Origin of the sequence: Noviherbaspirillum sp. L7-7A, from assembly GCF_019052805.1 — a bacterium.
Lineage (GTDB): Bacteria > Pseudomonadota > Gammaproteobacteria > Burkholderiales > Burkholderiaceae_D > Noviherbaspirillum_A.
In genome coordinates this window covers 3,906,772-3,925,649 of the sequence record NZ_JAHQRJ010000001.1, presented here as the reverse complement: position 1 = coordinate 3,925,649, position 18,878 = coordinate 3,906,772, and the positions used below count along the sequence as shown (strand labels likewise).

Genomic DNA, 18,878 nt, shown 5'->3' with positions numbered 1-18,878 from the left:
GCGGTTGAAGGGCCGCCGGACGCCGGCCGGGCATCCCCGGCATGAAAACTGCTTTTGGGAAACAACGAGCCGGACCCGCACAGCCGCGGTGCAGCCGTCCGGCCAAAACCGACTCCAAAGGCCATCATGCATGCCCATTCCGCTTCCCTGACCCTAGTCTCCCCTGCCGTCGACATCCTGCCCGGCGAAGTCTTCGGCAAGCTCATCAACCTGTCCGGCCGCCGGCGCTTCACGTCGCAGCGCCTGGTGCTGTATGCGGTGCTGGCCGCGCAGGGCAAGAGCGACGGCGTTGCCGTGGCGCGCAGCGCGCTGACGCTGTTCGACAATGCCCATGCCAGCCTGCTGCAGAAAAAGGACGACCTGCCCGGCGTGTTCTGCGAAGCGCTGCGCCAGGCCTATTTCGGCGCGCTGCAGGGCGACGCCCGGATACGGGCGTTTTCCCTGCTGGCGCAGCGCACGCTGGATGCCATCGAAGGCAGGCGACGCCAGGCTGCCGACCTGCTGGATGAACTGGTCGAACTCACCACGCCGCTGCTCGACGCGCTCAATGCGATCACGGCCATTTACGAGGAGGAAGCGCGGCGCCATGCGCTGCTGCAGGAAAAGCGCCGGCGCTCGGTGATGAACGACATCGAACGGATTGCCCGCGAGGCGCGCATGGTGGCCTTCAATGCCCAGGTGATCGCCGCCCGCGCCGGCGAGGCCGGACGCGAGTTCGCGGTGGTGGGCGGGCGGCTGTCCGACATCACCGGCGAGATCGACGCCCTGGTGCGGCAGGCCATGCAGTGACGGCGGCCGGGGCGGCGCCGGCATGACGCGCCGCATGCCGCCGCCGCTTGCCTCTTATACAATGCCCTCCCTGGGCGGCCACCGCAGGCCGCGTTCCATCAAGGTTCGATCAAGGAGGAAAGCATGTCAGGCTACAGCATCAACATCGAAGAAAAGACCCTTGCGGGGAACAACTTCCGCGAGGTGCTCTACACCACCCAGCGCAGCCAGCTGGTGATCATGACCCTGCAGCCGGGCGAGGAAATCGGCATGGAGCATCATGAAGGCCATGACCAGTTCATCCGCGTCGAGGAAGGCGAAGGCGTGGCCATCCTGGACGGCGAACGGCATGCGCTGGAAGACGGCGTGGCGGTGGTGATCCCGGCCGGCACCGAGCACAACGTGATCAACACCTCCACCAGCGCGCCGCTGCGGCTCTACACGCTCTACACGCCGCCCGAGCATCCGGACGGCATCGTGCACCGGAACAAGGCTGAGGCCGACGAGTACGAAAAGCAGCACGGCCACTGAGCACGCCGGGCCATTGAAGGAAGGGCCACGGCGGGCCGCGCGTCAGGCGCGCTGCCTGCCCCGCATGCCGGCCTGTGCCGGCGCCTCGCCGAGGAAGGGCTCCAGCGCCTCGGCCCGCATCGGCGGGCTGATCATGTAGCCCTGCACGGTGTCGCAGCCGCAGCGCGACAGGTAGATCAGCTGGTCGGCATGCTCCACCCCTTCCGCCACCACCGACATCTCCAGGCTGTGCGCCAGCGAGATGATGGCTGCCACGATGGCGGCATCGTCGGCATCGCTGACGATGTCGCGCACGAAGGAACGGTCGATCTTGAGCACGTCGATCGGGAAGCGTTTCAGGTAATAGAGACTGGAGTGTCCGGTGCCGAAGTCGTCCACCGACACCCTGACGCCCAGGCGCTTCAGGTCGGCCAGCGTGGCCACGGCCTGCTCCACGTCGGTCATCATCAGGCTCTCGGTGATCTCGATTTCCAGCAAGGAGGGCTGCAGGCCGGAGCGTTCCAGCGCCGCCGACACCGAAGCCACCAGCCCCGGCTGCGCGAACTGGCGCGCCGACAGGTTCACCGCCATGTGCATGGCCGGCAGGCCGGCGTTCTGCCAGGCCACCGCCTGCAGGCAGGCCTGGTTCAGCACCCAGTCGCCGATCGGCACGATCAGGCCGATCTCCTCGGCCACCCCGATGAATTCGGCCGGCTGGCGCAGGCCCGGCCGCATGTGCTGCCAGCGCAGCAGCGCCTCGACGCCGATGATGCGGCCGCTCTTCAGGTCCATCTGCGGCTGGTAGTGCAGCACGAATTCATTGGCCTGCAGCGCGCCGCGCAGGTCGCTCTCCATGCGCAGCCGGTTCATCGCCACCGCATTCATCTCGGCCTTGTAGAAGTGGGCGCTGTTGCGGCCCGCTTCCTTGGCGCGGTACATCGCCACGTCGGCCCGCTCCACCAGCAGCTCGGCGGTGGCGGCGTCGCCCGGATAGACCGCGATGCCGACGCTGCAGCTGATCAGGATGGCGTTGCCATTGGCGGCATAGGGCGCGCGCACCGCGTCCATCATGCGCTGCACCAGCCCGAGCGACAGGCTGCCGGCCGGCCAGTCCGACAGCACCAGCACGAATTCGTCGCCGCCGAGCCGGGCAATGGTGTCGGCCGGCCGCATCTGCGCCTGCATGCGCTGGGCCACGCTTTTGAGCACGGCGTCGCCGGCCTTGTGGCCCAGGCTGTCGTTGATGCGCTTGAAGCGGTCGAGATCGACGAACAGCACCCACAGCGCATGGCCGTCGCTGTCGGCCTGCGCCATTGCATGTTCCAGCCTGTCGATGAGCAGCATGCGGTTGGCAAGGCCGGTCAGCGTGTCATGATGGGCCTGGAAATGGATGCGCGCCTCCACCGCCTTCTTGGCGGTGATGTCGCGTCCGGTGCCGTAATAGCCGAGAAAGTGCTGGTCGGCGTCGAACAGCGGCTCGCCCGACAGGCTGAGCCAGCGCAGCGCGCCGTTGTCGTCGCTGGCCTGGAACTCGACATGGGCGAACGGCAGGCGCGCCGCGCTCGCCTCGCGATGGACATCCCAGTCGGCATGAAACGGCGCGGTGGCGATCTCCGGCAGCGTCTTGCCGATCAGCCGCGAAGGCGCAATGCCGGCCTTGGCTTCCAGGCCGGGCGACAGCGTGGTGAAGCGCAGCTCATGGTCCTGTTCCCAGTACCAGTCGGACGACAGGGCTGTGAGGCGCCGGAAGCGCTCCTCGCTGGCGCGCAGGCGCTGCATGGCGGCGCGGCGCCCGGCCATGATCTCGCCGCCGATCAGCGCAAACAGCGGCAGCGCAACGGCCAGCGTGAGCCAGCGGGCAATGTCGGGCGCATGGTCGGCACCGGGCGCCCCGGTGCGCCAGGCAACGAAGATGACGCCGGCATAGCCCAAGAGCATCAGGCCGCTCTGCAGCAGCAGCATGCGCGTTGAAAAGCGGAAGACGGCGAACAGCAGGATCAGCCCGAAGAAGCTGACGAAGGTATCGCGCGCAGCACCGGAACCCAGCATCACATAAAGCACGCACAGCACCGCCACCGTGGTCATGGGCACGGTCATGCTGGGATCGGGCGCCTTCTCGTTGAGCCTGAACCGGAACACCAGGTAGAACAGCAGCACGCTGCCCATGATCAGCCCGGCGCCGCTGGCCACCACCACGCCCGGCATCAGGCCGAACAGGTAGAGCAGGCTCATCAGGAAGCACAGCGCCACCGAGCTGACGGCGGCCATCATGAAGCGCCCCTTGATCAGCGCCTTGCGACTGCGGTGCGCGGCCGGCGCCCGGTCCGGACCGGGGCCGGAGGGGTCGGGCGCGGGTGGCTCTGCATTGATGCGATCGGACATGGCGTTCGGGTGGGCAAGGGAATCTGCGCATGATATACCCCGCGCATGCATTGTTGCGGCGAAGCGGACCTGCCGTGGAACAAAGCGCGGCCAGACAAATCGGACCCATGTCGCGGCGGCGCCGCCCAATCCATGCTTTCATGCCAAGGAGAAACCGACCATGATCACCCTCCATACCTGGACCACGCCCAACGGCCGCAAGGTGCCCATCATGCTGGAAGAGCTGGGCTGGCCCTACGAAGTGCGCCCGGTCGACCTGAGCAGGAACGAGCAGCATGCGCCGGACTTCCTGAAGATTTCGCCGAACAACAAGATCCCGGCCATCGTCGACCATGATGCCGAGGGCGGCCCGCTGGCCATCTTCGAGAGCGGCGCCATCCTCACCTACCTGGCGGAAAAGAGCGGCCGCTTCCTGGCGTCCTCCGGGCCGGAACGGTACAAGGCGCTGGAATGGCTGCACTGGCAGATCGGCAGCCTGGGGCCGATGCTGGGCCAGCTCGGCTATTTCGCCAAGCGCGCCGAGGAGACAACGCCGGCCGCGATCGCCCGTTTCACCGAGGAAGGCGAGCGGCTGCTGGGCGTGATGGAGAGGCGGCTGAAGGAAACGGCCTATCTGGGCGGGGAGGCTTACTCGATCGCGGATATCGCCGCCTATCCCTGGACGCTGGCGGCCACTACCTTTCTGCAGGAACCGCTGGCGCAGGCGTTGCAGGGCAAGGATGCGATACGGCGCTGGCTGCAGATGGTGGGGGACAGGCCGGCGGTGCAGCGGGGGATGGCGGTGCCGCAGGTGTAAGGCTGGAAATCCGGTCTTTCATTGCTTGCCATATGGAGCCATGGCGTTGGAGTCGTGGCGGCGTTTCAGCGAGTTACGGAAAGTCACTTTCTTGAAGGAGGCGCGTAGAACGCTATGACTCCAGGATGTGTCGGGAAAACTTACACTTAAAAAAAGTTGCAAAAACGATATAAATTCCCGGAGGAAAATTGCTTTTAACAATCTATTGGTAATAAAAAACTTTTTGCCTATGAGTAGTTGTTCTTATTGTCGATTACGGCAAAACTAGTGGTTAAAAAAAATTTACATTTAATGAAACCAAAAGTCGACAAGCTTTACAGCCTGGCAATAATAGGCTGAGAAATTCTCTTAAGTCTTTGTTTATCCACATTTTTCCCTGTAGGCACGTTCTATGCTCATGCAAGAAAGGCAATGTTCCCGTCGAGCGTTGTCTTTCTAATTTCATTCCAGGACACCTTTCTCCTGAATGGAACACGACCGTAATCGTTGCAGAACCTTAAACTTTCAGGGGAATTTCATGCATCTTAAAAAACTACTTGCCGGCATGCTAATGGCGTCTAGCCTGCTCTCTGCTGCATTACCAGCACACGCGGCCCTGATTTATCTGGATGGTGAAACGATCAGTGGAACCGGATTGGGCGCTGTCAATACGGTCCTTACCATCAGCAGTCCAAGCAATTCAAGCACCGAGCTTGGAAGTGTTGTATGGAATGGCACTGCAGATGTGAAGAGTGGCGATGTAAACGCATCCCAGACGCAAACACTCAGCCTGGGACAACTGGGCCTGAGCGATCCGGCCAATCTGCGGGTCGTATTCAATGCCACAGAACCGGCAAGCGACTCCATCACCCTGACCGACCTGATCCTGTACATATTCTCAGCCAGCGGAGGAACAGCGCTGTTTCAATCAGGCGCTTTCACGCAAGTCGTATTTGACAGCACGGAGCCCGGCACCGGCAGTGCGGGCTTTGTCTTTGGCCTCGACGCTGCAGACATAATCAGCGCCAAATCAGCGTTTGAAACGCCAACTAATCGTATCGGACTGCTGGCACATGCAATTAATGCCACCGGTGGCCAGGAAACATTTTATGTAGCCCTGGCGGGCAACCCCGGCGGCCCGTCCACCAGCGTTCCCGAGCCAGGCACGATCGCCATGCTTGGCCTGGGCTTGCTGGGAATGGGTTTTGCGGCCAGGCGCAAGGCGGCTCAGCAAGGCTGAACGGCACTCTGCAACCGGCGTCGATAAAGCAAAAAGTCATCCGCTCCCGCGGATGACATAAAAACAGACAAAACAAGACTTCCAGGAAGTTCATTCGCCTGATGCCGGCTTGCTTGCGGCACCAGGCTTTTTATTGCCTTCCTGCCTCAGATACTCAGTTCATCACGCTCACCGAGGTCGTGCTCGTATTGCCCGCCGCATCGCGCGCCGTCACCGCAATGGCGTGGGTGCCCTTGCTGGCCTTGCGGGTGTTCCAGTTGTAAGCCAGGCTGGAGCCCTTGCCGGTGGCAACCAGGGTGCCGTCGATATAGATCCACTGGGTGATGCCGGCAGCGCCGCTGTCGTCCTCGGCGCTGCTGCTGACCGACACATTGCCCGAGACCTTGCCCGACACCGGGTTGGCGATCTTCACCTTCGGTGCGGTGGTGTCGTTTGCCACCACGGTCGTGCCGTTGGCCACGTTGACCGCGACCGTGGTCGATGCGGCCACGTTGCCGGCGGCGTCATAGGCGTATGCCACCAGGTTGGCCATGCCGTTGGGCACGCTGGCCGAGTCCCAGCTGAAGGCGAACGGCGCGGCGCTGTCGACTGACACCGTGCTGCCATTGACCTTCAGTTCCACCCGCGCCACGCCGACGTTGTCCGTGGCGCTGACATTGACCGGCACCACGCCGGTGACGCTGGCATAGGCGATCGGATTGGAAATCGACACCGCCGGCGCCTGGGTGTCCACGGCTACCGTGGTGTTGACCGCTGCCTGCACCGCGGCGGCGGCATTGACCCGGCCGTAGCCGTAGTAGATGTCACGGCCGGCGGCGCCGATGTCGACGGCGGTGGAGAACATCAGCTTCTCGATGTCGGCGCTGCCCAGCGAGGGCTTGGCCGCCATCATCAGCGCCGCCACGCCAGCCGTCAGCGGGCTGGAGAAGGACGTGCCCTGCCAGTTGTCGTAGTAACCGCCGCGGCTGGTGGTGTAGGTGATGCCGGGCGCCGCCATCGAGACGAAGTTGCCGTAGCTGGACCAGCTGGTGCGATAGTCATTCTCATCAGTAGCCGACACCGCGATCATGGTGGTGGTCGGCGTGATGTTTTCATCGACGCCGTTATTGCCGGCCGAGACGAACATCAGGCCGCCCTTGTTCTTCAGGTACTGCGCCGCGCTCTGGATGGTGGAACTGCCGGCCACGCCGCCGTAGCTGCAGTTGACCACGCGCGCGCCATTGTCGGCGGCATAGGTGACGCCCTTGGCGATGGTGCTGTAGTAGGCATAGGCATTGGCGTCGGCGATACGCACAGGCATGATCTTGGCCTGGCCTGCCACGCCGGCCACGCCCAGCGCATTGTTGGTGGCGGCAGCCGCCACGCCGGCCACTGCGGTGCCATGGCCGTTGACGTCGGACGTGTTGGTGTTGTTGTCGTAGAAGTTATAGCCGGGCACCATCTGCGGCGCCAGGTCCGGGTGCGTGCCATCGACGCCCGAATCCAGGATCGCGATGATCACGCCCGCGCCCTGGGTGGTGTCCCAGGCAGTGGTGGCGCCAACCTTGTTCAGGTGCCATTCGCTGCCCATGTAGGGATCGTTGCTGACGAAGTTGGGTTTGACCAGACGGTCGAGTTCGGCGAACTTGATATGCGGATGGCGGCTCAGGCGCTCCACCACGGCTTTTTCGGAAGCATTGGCCGGCAGTTCGACAACGTGCAGGTCGCTCTGGCCGATTTTCTTGCCACGGCCGCCGTGCGGCGCCAGTGCCTTGACGAATTCGGCTTCGCTCAGGCCGGCGCGCGGCATCACCAGTATGCGGCCGCGGGCATACTGCTCGGCGCTGTTGGCCACCGGCTGCGCCGCAATGGCTGCCGGCGCCTGCAGGACGGCTGCGCCGACCAGCATGGAAGGCAGCAGGAAGGCTGCCTGGCAGGCCAGGTCGATGGCGCGCTGGCGCAGGAAGGAATGGCTGTTTCTGTGTCTTACGAACTTCGATGCATTTTGCTGGTTCATGATGAGTTCCTGTCCAAGGTTTAGAAGCGGTACCTGGACAGAACTGCTTGGATACGCCGTCAGCGCATGTCTGCCGGAGTTGTGGCGACCCCGGTATGGAAGACTGGTACTTTGAACGTGCAAAGGAACCCACTGGCGGCGTGTCTGGCAGTCCTGCCGTCATAGGGCGTTTTGCCCGGTAGACCGATGACTTTGCGTCCCTGGCTTTCGCCAGGTTTGCCTTTTCAGACCACGCGCCAATACTAGCGAACATATTTCTTGCTGGCAATAGAAATTTTATCCAGCAGGAAATAGATTGCTCTATATCAATTAAATGGAGGGTGCAGGCGCATGCAGCGCCGCGGCCAGGTGGATGGTGGCCGGGCGAGCGAGTGCATGCCCGGCGCTGGTGGATGAGGGGCGGTCAGCCTTCCAGCCTGGCGTCCATCGTGATATTGGCGTTGAGCACCTTGGAAACCGGGCAGCCGGCCTTTGCCTTGTTGGCGATCTCTTCGAACTTCGCCTGATCGGCGCCGGGAATGCGTGCCACCACGGTGAGGTGGCTGGCGGTGATGTCGAATCCGTCGGCTGACTTTTCCAGGGTGATGGCTGCGTGGGTATCGATCTGTTCCGGCTTCAGGCCGGCTTCGCCCAGCATCAGCGACAGCGCCATGGAAAAGCAGCCAGCGTGCGCGGCGCCGATCAGTTCTTCCGGATTGGTGCCGGGGCCGTCCTCGAAGCGCGACTTGAAGCCATAGGGTGCTTCCTTAAGTACGCCGGTTTCGGTGGAAATCGTGCCGCCGCCATCCTTGATGCCGCCACGCCATACCGCCCATGCCTTTTTGACTGTCATGTATCCTCCATCGTCACTGATTAACGCGCCGCCGGCTGGCGGCGTCTGACTCAGACAACGGATGGCTGAAATAATTGCAATTTGCGAAAGTGGCGGTGCAGTTGCAGTTGCAGTTGCAGTTGCAGTTGCAGTTGCAGTTGCAGTTGCAGTTGCAGTTGCAGTTGCAGTTGCAGTTGCAGTTGCAGTTGCAGTTGCCGTTGCCGTTGCCGTTGCAGTGAAATCCCGTTGAGCGCGCCGTGTCAGCGGTACCCGGAGCGGGAAAAGGTGCGGCGTCTGTTTGAGTGGAGCGAAGCGGAGCGAGTTTAGCCGCGCCCCGCTCCGGGTACCGCTGACACGGGATCCCCGCGCAGCGGGGCGCGATCACCGGGTCGCCTTTTTTTGGTTACTTTTTTTGGCGAAGCAAAAAAAGTGACCCGGCCGCCGGGACGGACTCCCGGCTTGTCCCCACGGCAGTGCATCCGTCTTGCGTCACCCGGCAAGGCACGGGCAGCACTGTCGTCGTTGACGTTGACGTTCGTCGTTACGATGCGAACTGCGAACGTCAAAAGCAACTGCTGCTTCGCAGTGACGCCTTTACGCCGGGTGAAACAACGCCACTGCACTGCCGTCATGACCAGGCCGGGTGTTCGCCCCGGCAGGCGACCTACTTCTTTTGCTTCGCCAAAAGAAGTAGGCAAGAAAAGGCGACCCGGTGATCGCGCCCCGCTGCGCGGGGTCCCCGTGACGGCGATGCCTGAAGCGGGGCGCGGCTAAACTCGCTACGCTGCGCTTCGCTCAAACAGACGCCGCACCTTATCCGCTTCAGGCATCGCCGTCACGGCGCGCTCAACGGGACTTTACCTGCCACTTCAAAAGCAACAGCAACGGCAAAACCAACGGCAACGACAACGACAACTGCAACTGTCGCTACGCGTAACTGCAACCGCAACCGCAACACCGCCCCTTCCTTCAAACCACGCTCATCCCCCAATCCCCATCTCTATCAGGCTTGGTAGCCCTCCCCAACCCCTCCCCTGCGCCACCCGCGCCAGACTGCTATAGTTTCGCCCTCCCCCTACCGCACGCTGCGCAATACCCATGACCATCAAGCTCAAGAACGACAAGCAGATCGCCCAATTGCGCGTCGCCGGACAACTCGCCGCCGAAGTGCTGGCCATGATCAAGCCCTATGTGGTGCCTGGCGTGACCACCGAGGAGCTGGACCGGCGCTGCCATGACTACATCCGCCAGGTGCAGAAAGCCACGCCGGCCAATGTCGGCTACCACGGCTTTCCCAAGACGCTGTGCACATCGGTCAATGGCGTGGTCTGCCATGGCATACCGAACAGCCGCGAGGAGCTCAAGGACGGCGACATCATCAATATCGATGTCACCGTGATCAAGGATGGCTGGCATGGCGACACCAGCCGCATGTTCCATGTCGGCCAGCCCGGCGAGGCGCAGACGCGGCTGGTGCAGACTACCTTTGACGCCATGATGGCCGGCATCGCGGCGGTGCGTCCCGGCGCGCGGCTGGGCGATGTCGGTCATGCGATCCAGACGCTGGCGGAGGCGGCTGGCTATACGGTGGTCAAGGAATACTGCGGCCATGGCATCGGCCGGGTGTACCACGAGGAGCCGCAGGTATTGCATTACGGCCGGCCCAACACCGGCCTGCTGCTGAAGAAAGGCATGACCTTCACCATCGAGCCGATGATCAATGCCGGCGCCGCCGGCGTGCGCCAGCTGGGCGACGGCTGGACCGTCGTCACCGTCGACGGCTCACTGTCGGCGCAATGGGAACACATGATCGCCGTGACCGATGACGGCGCAGAAATCCTCACTCCCTGGCCCGACGCCGCATAAGCCCGCCCGCAGCGGCCTTTCACTCCCACACCTGCCACCATGATCACACTGCACCACCTCGAAACCTCGCGCTCCCAGCGCGTGCTCTGGCTGCTCGAAGAAATGGGCCTTCCGTATGAAATGGTGCGCTACCAGCGCGACCCGAAGACGCGCCTGGCGCCGCCGGCGTTGAAGGCCATCCACCCGCTGGGCAAGTCGCCGGTGATTACCGACGGCGGCATCACGGTGGCGGAATCCGGCGCCATCCTGGAATACCTGGCTGAAACCTACGGCGCCGAGGCGGCCGCCGCGCTGCCTGGCCTGCTGCCACGGCCCGGTACGCCGGAACACCGCCAGTGCCGCTTCTGGATGCACTACGCCGAAGGTTCGCTGATGAACTGGCTGGTGATGAAGCTGGTCTTCACCACCATACCCACGCAGCCCATGCCTTTCTTCGTGCGTCCCATCGCCCGCGCACTGTGCGGCAAGGTGCAGGCCGCGCTGATCGACCCCAATCTGAGCACCGCGCTGGAGTTCATGGAACAGCATCTGTCGCACCATGCCTGGTTCGCCGGCGACCAGCTCACCCTGGCGGACTTCCAGATGAGCTTTGCGGTGGAGGCAGCGCTGTCGCGCGCATCGGGCGGGGGCAAGCAGCCGCATCTGCAGGCCTGGCGCGACAAGGTGGCGGCGCGGCCGGCGTGGCAGCGCGCGCTGGACAAGGGCGGCCCGGTGATCATGCAATAAGGCCAATGCCAGAATGAAAATGTTAAAAAGGCACGCTGAAAAAGTTATTTTCCTCTAGGAAATTTAGCGCTACAATTTCTTCATGGAAATTTAGCGCTGCCGGGTCCCTGGCTGCGCCTCAACCGCAACAGAGATCCGAACGTGAATCCCCTTCATTCCCATCCGGGCACGCTGCCCGCCCTGCGTCTTGCCGCCGTCACTGCCGCTGTTCTGCTTCTTGCTTCCTGCGGCGGTGGCGGAGGCGGCGATTCCCAAACCAGCGTTGCCAGCGGTTCCATGGCCAGCATTGCCAACAGCGGCAACGTCAGCGGCAGTGGCGGCACCAGCGGCCTGCTCGTCACCGCACCGGCCGGCGCCGACGGCTGGACCCAGTGCGCCGCCGAAGGCGAAGTCTGCACCGTGCCCGGCGCGCGACAGGTGCGCTATGGCGCCAACGGCAGTTACACCTATCAGAGCGTTAGCGCCGGCATCCCGTGCAATAACGCCAACTTCGACGACCCCGCACCCGGCGCCGACAAGTCCTGCCAATACGCACCGGCGGGCGTGACCGTGGCCGGCCGGGTCTATAGCCGCGCCGTGTCCGGCCGCACGCTGTCGGTCGGCCCCGGCCGCGACTATGCAAGGCCATGCGACGCGCTGCGGGTAGCAGGCAACGGCGACGTGGTGGAAATCGACGCCGCCGGCAGCCGCACCTATGACGGCGACACCTGCGCCTTCCATGCCAACGACCTGACGATCCGCGGCATCAACGGCCGCCCGAAGATCGGCGCGTTCGGCAATTACGCCTGGGGCAAGGGTACCTGGGTGATCACCGGCAGCCGGGTGCTGGTCGACAATGTCGAGCTGTGGGGCGCCCAGGTGCCGGACGGCAACGGCTCGGCGATCCGCCTGGACGGCAAGCATCTGACGGTGAGGAACAGCTTCATCCATGACAATGAAAGCGGCATCCTGACCAGCAATGATGGCGAAAGCGACATCCTGATCGAGAACACCGAGTTCGGCCACAACGGCAACGACGGCGGCGGCACCCACAACCTGTATGTCGGCCGCGTCGCCAGCCTGACCTTCCGCGCCAGCTATTCCCATGACGCCCGGGTCGGCCACAACCTGAAGTCGCGGGCGCGGGTCAACAACATCAGCTACAGCCGCTTTTCCAGCACGCCGCCGGGCCAGTTCGAGACCACTGCGCCGGCCCAGCCCAGCTACGAGATCGACCTGCCCAACGCCGGCACCGCCTACCTGATCGGCAACGTGATCGAGCAGCCCTCGGCCAACCAGAACTCCAACATGGTGTCCTATGGCGTGGAAGGCGCGACCAACCCCGGCAAGCACCTGTATGTGGTCAACAATACCTTCATCAACGATGACAGCAGCAATGGCATGTTCATCCTGGTGGGCCCGGACGTGACCACGCCGCTCCTGGCGCAGAACAATATCTTCGCCGGCACCGGCAGCCTCACCGGCCAGGGCAACGCGCTGCTGCAAACCAATTACCGCTCGCTCGCGCCGGCCTTCGTCAACCGCGCCGCCTATGACCTGCGGCCTGCCGCCGGCGCGCCCTTCATCGGCGCCGGCAGCGCGGCCGGCTTCAGCCCGAGCGGCGTGGCGCTGACCTCGCTGCGGGAATACGTGCATATCGCGGGCAGCCGGCTGCGCAATGGCGGCGTGCTGGATATCGGCGCCTATTCGGCGCAATAAGGTTGCAGCAAGCCGGCGGCGTGGCATTGGCGCCGGCTTATGCCGGAATCCGGCGCCAATGGACTTGCTGCATTGCGGGATTGCTCGCAATCCATGATCCTGCCTGGCGCTGGCCATGAGTGGATGCGGGATGTGCTACACACAAAGCCTGTCCCTTCGCATTGCACAGCCATCATGAAATCCCTGCCCAAGACCGCTGCCAGCATCGCTCCCGCGCCCTCGGAGGATGCGCCGGCAGTCGCCCGCAAAGTCGGGCTGCGCTATGTGGACGACAGCAAGCCCGGCATTACCCGTCACAAGACCCGTGCCGGCTTCCGCTATGCCGGGCCGGATGGCAAGCCGGTGCGCGACGAGGAGACGCTCAGGCGCATCCGGGCGCTGGCCATTCCGCCGGCCTGGACCGAAGTCTGGATCTGCCCGCTTGCCAACGGCCACATCCAGGCCACCGGCCGGGATGCGAAAAGGCGCAAGCAATACCGCTATCACGCACAGTGGCGCAGCGTGCGCGACGAATCCAAGTACGAACGCATGCTGAGCTTCGGCCGCGCGCTGCCGCGCATCCGCGCAAAGGTCAATGAAGACCTGTCCCTGCCTGGCCTGCCGCGCGAGAAGGTGCTGGCAACCGTGGTGCAGCTGCTGCAGGACACCATGATCCGCATCGGCAACGAGGAATATGCGCGCACCAACAAGTCGTTCGGGCTGACCACGCTGCGCAACCGGCATGTCGACATCAGCGGGCGCGAGGTCGAGTTTCATTTCCGCGGCAAGAGCGGCGTCGAGCACACGATAAGGCTGCGCGACCCCAGGCTGGCGCGCATCATCAAGCGCATCCGCGACCTGCCCGGCCAGGAGCTGTTCCAGTACATCGGCGAGGATGGCGAGCGCCACACCATCGATTCGGCCGACGTCAACGACTACCTGCGCAGCCTGACCGGCGCGGACTATACCGCCAAGGATTTCCGTACCTGGTCGGGCACCATGCTGGCGGCGCTGGAGTTGCAGGCACTGCGCGCGGTGGAATCCGAGACCGACGCGAAGAGGAACATCGTGCAGGCCATTTCCAGCGTCTCGAAGCGGCTCGGCAATACGCCGGCGGTATGTCGCAAATGCTATGTGCACCCGGCGGTGCTGGACTGCTATCTGCAGGGCATCATGCATGAGACGTGGGATGAACTGATCAAGTCCATGAAGGCGCCGGCCGACGATCCGCATGCGCTGAAGATGGAGGAGCTGGCGGTGCTGGCTTTGCTGGAAAGCCGGCGCGAGGCGGCGTAGGGCGGATCGGTCCCGCCGGGGATCCCACTTTGCCTGCCCGCCACGCCCCCATCACGCAGGGTGCAATACCCGAAGGGCATTGCACGGTAGTTGCACGCCACGGACGGTATTGCGGCTCCAGGCGCAAGACGCCACGCGTACCACCTAGAACGTCCCGCTATAGACCGCGCAACTGCTGCATACCTGCGGCGGCGCATCCGATGAAAGCGCCTCGCGAAAGCGGTTGTAGGCCGCATTGTTCCAGACCGCCTGCACGCCTTCCTCGGCCATGTTCCCGAAGTGGATGCGGTCCGGCGTGGCCACCATGCAGCAGGGCATGGCGCGGCCGTCGTAGCTGATGTAGGCGCCGCGCCAGGGCCAGTCGCAGCGCTTGCGGCCGGGCACGTCGGGCGCGTGGCGGCGCGGCGTCAGGTTGGGCAGGCGCAGCGCGACACCCAGCCGTTGGGCCTCGGCGCGGGCCGCGTCGAATACCGCGTCCACCCTCGCGCGCTCGTCCCGCAACAGGGTCTGGCCGTTGATGAAGGCGCGCATTGGCTGATACTGCGCCGGCAGGCTGTCCTCGCCGAAGTCGTGGCACAGATGCTGCACCGACAGGCTCTCCACGCCTTCGTCGCCGGCCAGCCGCACCAGGGCCGGCAGCTCTTCCAGGTTCATGCGCATGACCACCGCCACCAGCTTCACCTGTGGCAGCGCGCTGCCGGCCGCCCGCCTGGCCGCCATCAGCCGGCGCAGGTTGCGCATGACCTTGTCGAACGAGGCGCGCAGGCGGATCGCTTCATAGCTTGCCGCATGGGCCCCATCCAGCGAGGCATGCAGCGTATGCAGGCCGCTGGCCACGCATTCGGCGGCGCGCGCTTCGGTCATCAGGGTCATGTTGGTATTGGTCGACACCCGTATGCCGCGCCGCGCCGCATGCGACACCATGTCGAAGAAACGCGGATGCATCAGCGGCTCGCCCAATCCCTGCAGATGCAGTTCCTCGATATCGCCGAACTGCTCGATCAGCCGGGTAAAGACATCCATTTCCATCAGGGCCGGCGGCCGGCCGGGCTGGCTCTCGGGACGCAGGGAAATGGGGCACATGCGGCAACGCAGATTGCATTGGCCTACGGGTTCGATCTGGACGAAACGCGGCGGTTCGATCTGAGGTTCGGCGTGCTGTGGCATCCAGGCTCCGGGGTAGGTGAACAGAAATTCGGGAAAGCGCCGCCGGGGTTGCAGGCATGGCGCTCCCTGCTCAATGATTGAACGGCGTACTCAATGCCAGGTTCCACGGACGCGCACCGGATTTGCGATGTGCCAAACAGACAATAGATGAGTTCAGACACGCGCGGCGCCCGCGTCCTGCCGCACAGCGGCCGGCGCAGCTTTTGCTATGAAGCAGTACAGGTCGACCGCCATTGCCTGACCGACGCAACACCACATCATTTCTCACGGAGCGATTGAACAAGATGATCAAAACAAGTGCATTCCGCACCAAAAAATTTTATGTGGCTCTGCCATGCACCGCCCTGGCGCTGCTTTCCGGACCGGCCATGGCGCATGACGGCACGCATGCCGCCGGACTGCTGGCCGGCCTGCTGCATCCGGTTTCCGGAGGAGACCACCTGCTGGCCATGATTGCCGTCGGCTTATGGGCCGCGGCGCAGAACCACACCGCCAGGCGCTGGCTGCCGGCGCTATTCCCGCTGGTCATGCTGCTGGGCGCGCTGGCAGCGGTCGGCGGCGTGGCACTGGCCGGCATGGAAAGCCTGATCGGCCTGTCCGTGGTTGCCCTCGGCATGCTGACCGTGCTTTCAGTGCGCATGCCGGCATGGGCAGGCGGCCTTCTGCTTGCCGCGTTCGCGCTGGCCCATGGCCAGGCGCATGGCCTGGAAACGCCGGCCGACGGCGCTTCCCTCGCCTATTTCCTGGGTTTTTCCGCTGCCACCGCCCTGCTTCACCTGGCCGGCATGCTGGCCGCCAACCGTGCCGGCCGGCTCGCCAGCCGTGTCGCCGGACTGGGCATTGCGCTGGCGGGAACCTGGATGATGCTGGCCTGATACCAGGTTCCTGCGGACACTAACCCCGCAACAGCCGCAGCAGCCCGGCCACCTGCGGCGGCAGCACCCTGCGGCTGCGCCATACCCACGGCAGTTCATGCAAGGCCTGGCGCAAGCCGCCGCGCCACGCTTCCCGGCTGGGCGCCCGGCGCCGGATGCGCAGGGTTTCCCTGGCCGCCCATGCCGGCGGCAGGCGCAGCCATGCCACCCAGAGCGCATTGCGAATGACGATGACCTGGCGCGCGATATTGTCGCGATAGGGCGAGGGATGATGATGCACGGCCAGCTGCGGCACATAGGCGATGCGCCAGCCGGCGGCGGCAAGGTCCAGGGCCAGCAGCGCTTCCTCGCCACCGACGAAGAAGCGCGCCTCATAGCCGCCGGCCTGCAGATAGGCGTCGCGCCGGAACACCGCCGCGCAGGCAATGAAGCCCAGCAGCGCCGGGCCGGGCAATCCCTCCGACGGCAGCGGGCTGGCAGCCATCTCGGCGCAGGCCGGGTCCTCGCGGCAATCCTCGCCCAGCAGCACCCGGCCGCACAGCGCAGCCACGTCGGGATAGTGGTCCAGGATTTCCACGGCCAGGCCGAGCGCGCCATCCTCCCACCAGGAATCGTCGTCGCAAAAGGCGACATAGGGCGTCGCGGCCAGTCGCACTCCCGCATTGCGGCCCGCGCCGCCGATATTGCGCGGCAGGCTGATGCATTGCACCCGGGGATAGCGCTGCGCCACGACGAAGGCCGTGGCATCGGTGGAGGCATTGTCGACCACGATCACTGCTGGTTGTTCCGGCATGGCCAGCAGCTTGTCCAGCGAACGTGCGAGTTCGCCGACGCGGTTGTAGGTCAGAAGCACTACGGAAACACGCTGCCCGGCCTTGTCCATGCTCCCTCCGGCGGCAAGCTTCTTGCCATGGCCTTTTAGACTGACACCCTACGGCTTGTTCCCCCGGCATGCATGCCGCTTCCTCCACTTCTGCGGCAGCCGGCCACTATGCCCGCCCTCTGCCCTTGGTAGAAAATCTTCCCCTGTAGGAAAACTCCCACAGCCGTATGCGGCCCCCGCCGATAGCGAAGTAGCAATATTCTTACTAGAGTTGCGAATCTGCCGGGCATACGACCGATATCAATAAGCGGGGCAACCGCCACCTGCCGGCATCCATTCAATCAACCAAGGGGAGTTACATGGGGAGAGCGCGCGTATTGCTCGTTGCATCGGAAGCAGTGCCGCTGGTCAAGACCGGCGGACTGGCGGACGTGATCACGGCGCTGGCCGCCGTGCTGATCGACCATGGCGTGGACGCCACCATTCTGATGCCCGGCTATCCGGCGGCGCTTGCCAATGCGACTGGCCTGCGCCAAATCGGCCCCGTGCTCGACGACCTGCCCGGCGGCGCCGGCCGGCTGATGCTGGGCCGCATGCCGGGCGCCGATATGCCGGTGCTGCTGCTCGACACCGAGCGCCTGCGCAGCCGCAGCGGCGATCCGTATGTGAACGACGACGGTGTCGAATACGGCGACAATGCGCTCGCCTTCGGCGACCTCGCCCATGCCGCGGCCCGCATCTGCGCCGGAAAGACCATGTTCCCGACGCCGCATGTGGTGCATGCCAATGACTGGCATGCCGGCCTGATTCCGCTGCTGCTCAGGGCGCAGGGCATTGATAACGTCGGTTCCGCGCTGACCATCCACAACCTCGCCTTCCAGGGCAATGTCGACATGGCGCTTGCCGGCGCGCTGGGCGTGCCGGGCGACATGCTGCATGCCGACGGCGTGGAGTTCTGGGGCAAGCTGAGTTTCATGAAGGCCGGCATCCTGTGCGCCGACCGCATCACGGCTGTCAGCGACACCTATGCGCAGGAAATCCTGACGCCGCGCTTCGGCCACGGCCTGGACGGCCTGCTCAATGCGCGGCGCGACGCGCTGCTGGCCATCCCCAACGGCGTCGACCCCATCGCCTGGAATCCGTCCCACGACCCGCTCACGGCACGCGCCTTCAGCGCCGACGACCTGGCCGGCAAGGCCGCCTGCAAGCGCGAGCTGCAGCGTTTGTGCGGCCTGCCGGTGGAGCCATTCGCGCCGCTGGTGGCGCTGGGCAGCCGCATCACCCATCAGAAGATGGCCGACGTGGCGCTCGATGCCCTGCCGCGCCTGCTGGCCGACCACGGCCGGCTGCAGGTGGTGGTGCAGGGGCGCGGCGACCATGGCTATGAAGCGCGCTTCCGCCAGCTGGCGGCCGAATGGCCGGGCCGGGTGGCGGTACAGATCGGCTATGACGAGAAAATGGCCCATGCGCTGCATGCCGGCGCCGACATGCTGCTGCATGGCACCCGCTTCGAGCCGTTTGGCCTCACACCCATCTACGCCATGCTGTACGGCACCATCCCGGTGGCGTCCAGGGTCGGCGGCCTGTGCGACACCGTGTCCGACGCCGGCGAGCCGGATGCGCCGCATGAACTGGCCAACGGCGTGCTGTTCGACGGCGACGGCGCCGACGACATGGTGCGGGCAATGGAGCGCGCGCTGGCCCTGTATGGCCAAGGCAGCTGCTGGCAACGCCTGCAGCGCAATGCGATGCAGGCCGATTTTTCCTGGTACGGTCCGGTGCGCAAGTACATCCGCATGTATGCCGACATCGCGCCCGGCCATGCCCGCGCCCTGTTTGAAAACACCTTGCTGCCGCGCAGTGCGGCCGCCGACGAAGCGGCGACGCTCTACAAGCGGGCCTGAAGGGAAAGCGCATGGCGCCATCGCACCCTCTTTCCGGTGGCCCGGTTTTTGCGACGCAGCAA

The 18,878-nt window shown here is 64.6% G+C and carries 16 protein-coding genes and 1 riboswitch; of the genes, 11 read left to right on the top strand and 5 right to left on the bottom strand.

Going from position 1 to position 18,878, the window contains the following annotated elements:
* Nucleotides 1–126 precede the first annotated feature (126 nt).
* Nucleotides 127–789 carry a methyl-accepting chemotaxis protein gene (locus KTQ42_RS17900; RefSeq protein ID WP_217346696.1) on the top strand — a complete coding sequence of 221 codons (663 nt, stop codon included), beginning with the start codon at nt 127–129 and terminating at the stop codon, nt 787–789.
* Nucleotides 790–912: 123 nt separating this feature from the next.
* A complete protein-coding gene (locus tag KTQ42_RS17895) occupies nt 913–1,299 on the top strand; it encodes a cupin domain-containing protein (protein WP_217346695.1) in 387 nt (128 codons plus the stop codon).
* A gap of 42 nt (nt 1,300–1,341) precedes the next feature.
* Here KTQ42_RS17895 and KTQ42_RS17890 read toward each other — a convergent pair whose 3' ends face one another.
* The gene (locus tag KTQ42_RS17890; protein ID WP_217346694.1) at nt 1,342–3,660 is read right to left on the bottom strand and encodes an EAL domain-containing protein; all 2,319 of its coding nucleotides are present in this window, start codon (nt 3,658–3,660) and stop codon (nt 1,342–1,344) included.
* A 160-nt stretch (nt 3,661–3,820) separates the two neighbouring features.
* Here KTQ42_RS17890 and KTQ42_RS17885 point away from each other — a divergent pair, with 160 nt between their 5' ends.
* Both KTQ42_RS17885 and KTQ42_RS17880 read left to right on the top strand, forming a co-directional pair.
* A complete protein-coding gene (locus tag KTQ42_RS17885; RefSeq protein WP_217346693.1) occupies nt 3,821–4,456 on the top strand; it encodes a glutathione S-transferase N-terminal domain-containing protein in 636 nt (211 codons plus the stop codon).
* A 466-nt stretch (nt 4,457–4,922) separates the two neighbouring features.
* Nucleotides 4,923–5,675, top strand: a complete 753-nt coding sequence (locus KTQ42_RS17880) for a PEP-CTERM sorting domain-containing protein (RefSeq protein WP_217346692.1) — start codon at nt 4,923–4,925, stop codon at nt 5,673–5,675.
* A gap of 154 nt (nt 5,676–5,829) precedes the next feature.
* Here KTQ42_RS17880 and KTQ42_RS17875 read toward each other — a convergent pair whose 3' ends face one another.
* Nucleotides 5,830–7,671: a S8 family serine peptidase gene (locus KTQ42_RS17875; RefSeq protein WP_249222810.1), complete on the bottom strand. Its 1,842-nt coding sequence runs from the start codon at nt 7,669–7,671 to the stop codon at nt 5,830–5,832.
* 143 nt (nt 7,672–7,814) lie between these two features.
* Nucleotides 7,815–7,902, bottom strand: a riboswitch (cyclic di-GMP riboswitch).
* Nucleotides 7,903–8,074: 172 nt separating this feature from the next.
* Nucleotides 8,075–8,503 (bottom strand): OsmC family protein, encoded by a 429-nt coding sequence (locus KTQ42_RS17870; RefSeq protein WP_217346691.1) that lies wholly within the window; start codon nt 8,501–8,503, stop codon nt 8,075–8,077.
* A 61-nt stretch (nt 8,504–8,564) separates the two neighbouring features.
* Here KTQ42_RS17870 and KTQ42_RS17865 point away from each other — a divergent pair, with 61 nt between their 5' ends.
* The 5 genes from KTQ42_RS17865 to KTQ42_RS17845 all read left to right on the top strand — a co-directional run bounded on the left by KTQ42_RS17865 (nt 8,565) and on the right by KTQ42_RS17845 (nt 14,047).
* Nucleotides 8,565–8,732, top strand: coding sequence for a hypothetical protein (locus KTQ42_RS17865; RefSeq protein ID WP_217346690.1), 168 nt, complete (start codon nt 8,565–8,567; stop codon nt 8,730–8,732).
* An 848-nt stretch (nt 8,733–9,580) separates the two neighbouring features.
* A complete protein-coding gene (gene map / locus KTQ42_RS17860; protein ID WP_217346689.1) occupies nt 9,581–10,348 on the top strand; it encodes a type I methionyl aminopeptidase in 768 nt (255 codons plus the stop codon).
* Between the two features lie 39 nt (nt 10,349–10,387).
* Nucleotides 10,388–11,074 carry a glutathione S-transferase gene (locus KTQ42_RS17855; protein ID WP_217346688.1) on the top strand — a complete coding sequence of 229 codons (687 nt, stop codon included), beginning with the start codon at nt 10,388–10,390 and terminating at the stop codon, nt 11,072–11,074.
* Nucleotides 11,075–11,215: 141 nt separating this feature from the next.
* A complete protein-coding gene (locus KTQ42_RS17850) occupies nt 11,216–12,772 on the top strand; it encodes a hypothetical protein (RefSeq protein ID WP_349292162.1) in 1,557 nt (518 codons plus the stop codon).
* Between the two features lie 174 nt (nt 12,773–12,946).
* Nucleotides 12,947–14,047 (top strand): DNA topoisomerase IB, encoded by a 1,101-nt coding sequence (locus KTQ42_RS17845; RefSeq protein ID WP_217346687.1) that lies wholly within the window; start codon nt 12,947–12,949, stop codon nt 14,045–14,047.
* A gap of 144 nt (nt 14,048–14,191) precedes the next feature.
* Here the strand turns inward: KTQ42_RS17845 and KTQ42_RS17840 are convergent, their stop codons facing one another.
* A complete protein-coding gene (locus KTQ42_RS17840; protein WP_217346686.1) occupies nt 14,192–15,214 on the bottom strand; it encodes a radical SAM protein in 1,023 nt (340 codons plus the stop codon).
* A gap of 323 nt (nt 15,215–15,537) precedes the next feature.
* On the opposite strand from KTQ42_RS17840, the gene KTQ42_RS17835 reads away from it, so the two are divergent.
* Nucleotides 15,538–16,089, top strand: coding sequence for a HupE/UreJ family protein (locus KTQ42_RS17835; RefSeq protein ID WP_349292161.1), 552 nt, complete (start codon nt 15,538–15,540; stop codon nt 16,087–16,089).
* 19 nt (nt 16,090–16,108) lie between these two features.
* On the opposite strand, the gene KTQ42_RS17830 is transcribed toward KTQ42_RS17835, so the two are convergent.
* Nucleotides 16,109–16,972 carry a glycosyltransferase gene (locus KTQ42_RS17830; RefSeq protein WP_217346684.1) on the bottom strand — a complete coding sequence of 288 codons (864 nt, stop codon included), beginning with the start codon at nt 16,970–16,972 and terminating at the stop codon, nt 16,109–16,111.
* Between the two features lie 299 nt (nt 16,973–17,271).
* Between KTQ42_RS17830 and glgA the strand changes: the two genes are divergently transcribed.
* Nucleotides 17,272–18,816, top strand: coding sequence for a glycogen synthase GlgA (glgA, locus tag KTQ42_RS17825; RefSeq protein ID WP_217346683.1), 1,545 nt, complete (start codon nt 17,272–17,274; stop codon nt 18,814–18,816).
* Nucleotides 18,817–18,878: the final 62 nt, after the last annotated feature.

What these genes read in the sequence shown, in the direction of transcription:
- KTQ42_RS17830 (WP_217346684.1), bottom strand. Translation starts at nt 16,972, where the DNA reads ATGGACAAGGCCGGGCAGCGTGTTTCCGTAGTGCTTCTGACCTACAAC.
- KTQ42_RS17865 (WP_217346690.1), top strand. Translation starts at nt 8,565, where the DNA reads ATGGCTGAAATAATTGCAATTTGCGAAAGTGGCGGTGCAGTTGCAGTT.
- glgA (WP_217346683.1), top strand. Translation starts at nt 17,272, where the DNA reads ATGGGGAGAGCGCGCGTATTGCTCGTTGCATCGGAAGCAGTGCCGCTG.
- KTQ42_RS17885 (WP_217346693.1), top strand. Translation starts at nt 3,821, where the DNA reads ATGATCACCCTCCATACCTGGACCACGCCCAACGGCCGCAAGGTGCCC.
- KTQ42_RS17880 (WP_217346692.1), top strand. Translation starts at nt 4,923, where the DNA reads ATGGAACACGACCGTAATCGTTGCAGAACCTTAAACTTTCAGGGGAAT.
- KTQ42_RS17845 (WP_217346687.1), top strand. Translation starts at nt 12,947, where the DNA reads ATGAAATCCCTGCCCAAGACCGCTGCCAGCATCGCTCCCGCGCCCTCG.
- KTQ42_RS17855 (WP_217346688.1), top strand. Translation starts at nt 10,388, where the DNA reads ATGATCACACTGCACCACCTCGAAACCTCGCGCTCCCAGCGCGTGCTC.
- KTQ42_RS17890 (WP_217346694.1), bottom strand. Translation starts at nt 3,660, where the DNA reads ATGTCCGATCGCATCAATGCAGAGCCACCCGCGCCCGACCCCTCCGGC.
- map (WP_217346689.1), top strand. Translation starts at nt 9,581, where the DNA reads ATGACCATCAAGCTCAAGAACGACAAGCAGATCGCCCAATTGCGCGTC.
- KTQ42_RS17895 (WP_217346695.1), top strand. Translation starts at nt 913, where the DNA reads ATGTCAGGCTACAGCATCAACATCGAAGAAAAGACCCTTGCGGGGAAC.
- KTQ42_RS17875 (WP_249222810.1), bottom strand. Translation starts at nt 7,671, where the DNA reads ATGAACCAGCAAAATGCATCGAAGTTCGTAAGACACAGAAACAGCCAT.
- KTQ42_RS17900 (WP_217346696.1), top strand. Translation starts at nt 127, where the DNA reads ATGCATGCCCATTCCGCTTCCCTGACCCTAGTCTCCCCTGCCGTCGAC.
- KTQ42_RS17870 (WP_217346691.1), bottom strand. Translation starts at nt 8,503, where the DNA reads ATGACAGTCAAAAAGGCATGGGCGGTATGGCGTGGCGGCATCAAGGAT.
- KTQ42_RS17840 (WP_217346686.1), bottom strand. Translation starts at nt 15,214, where the DNA reads ATGCCACAGCACGCCGAACCTCAGATCGAACCGCCGCGTTTCGTCCAG.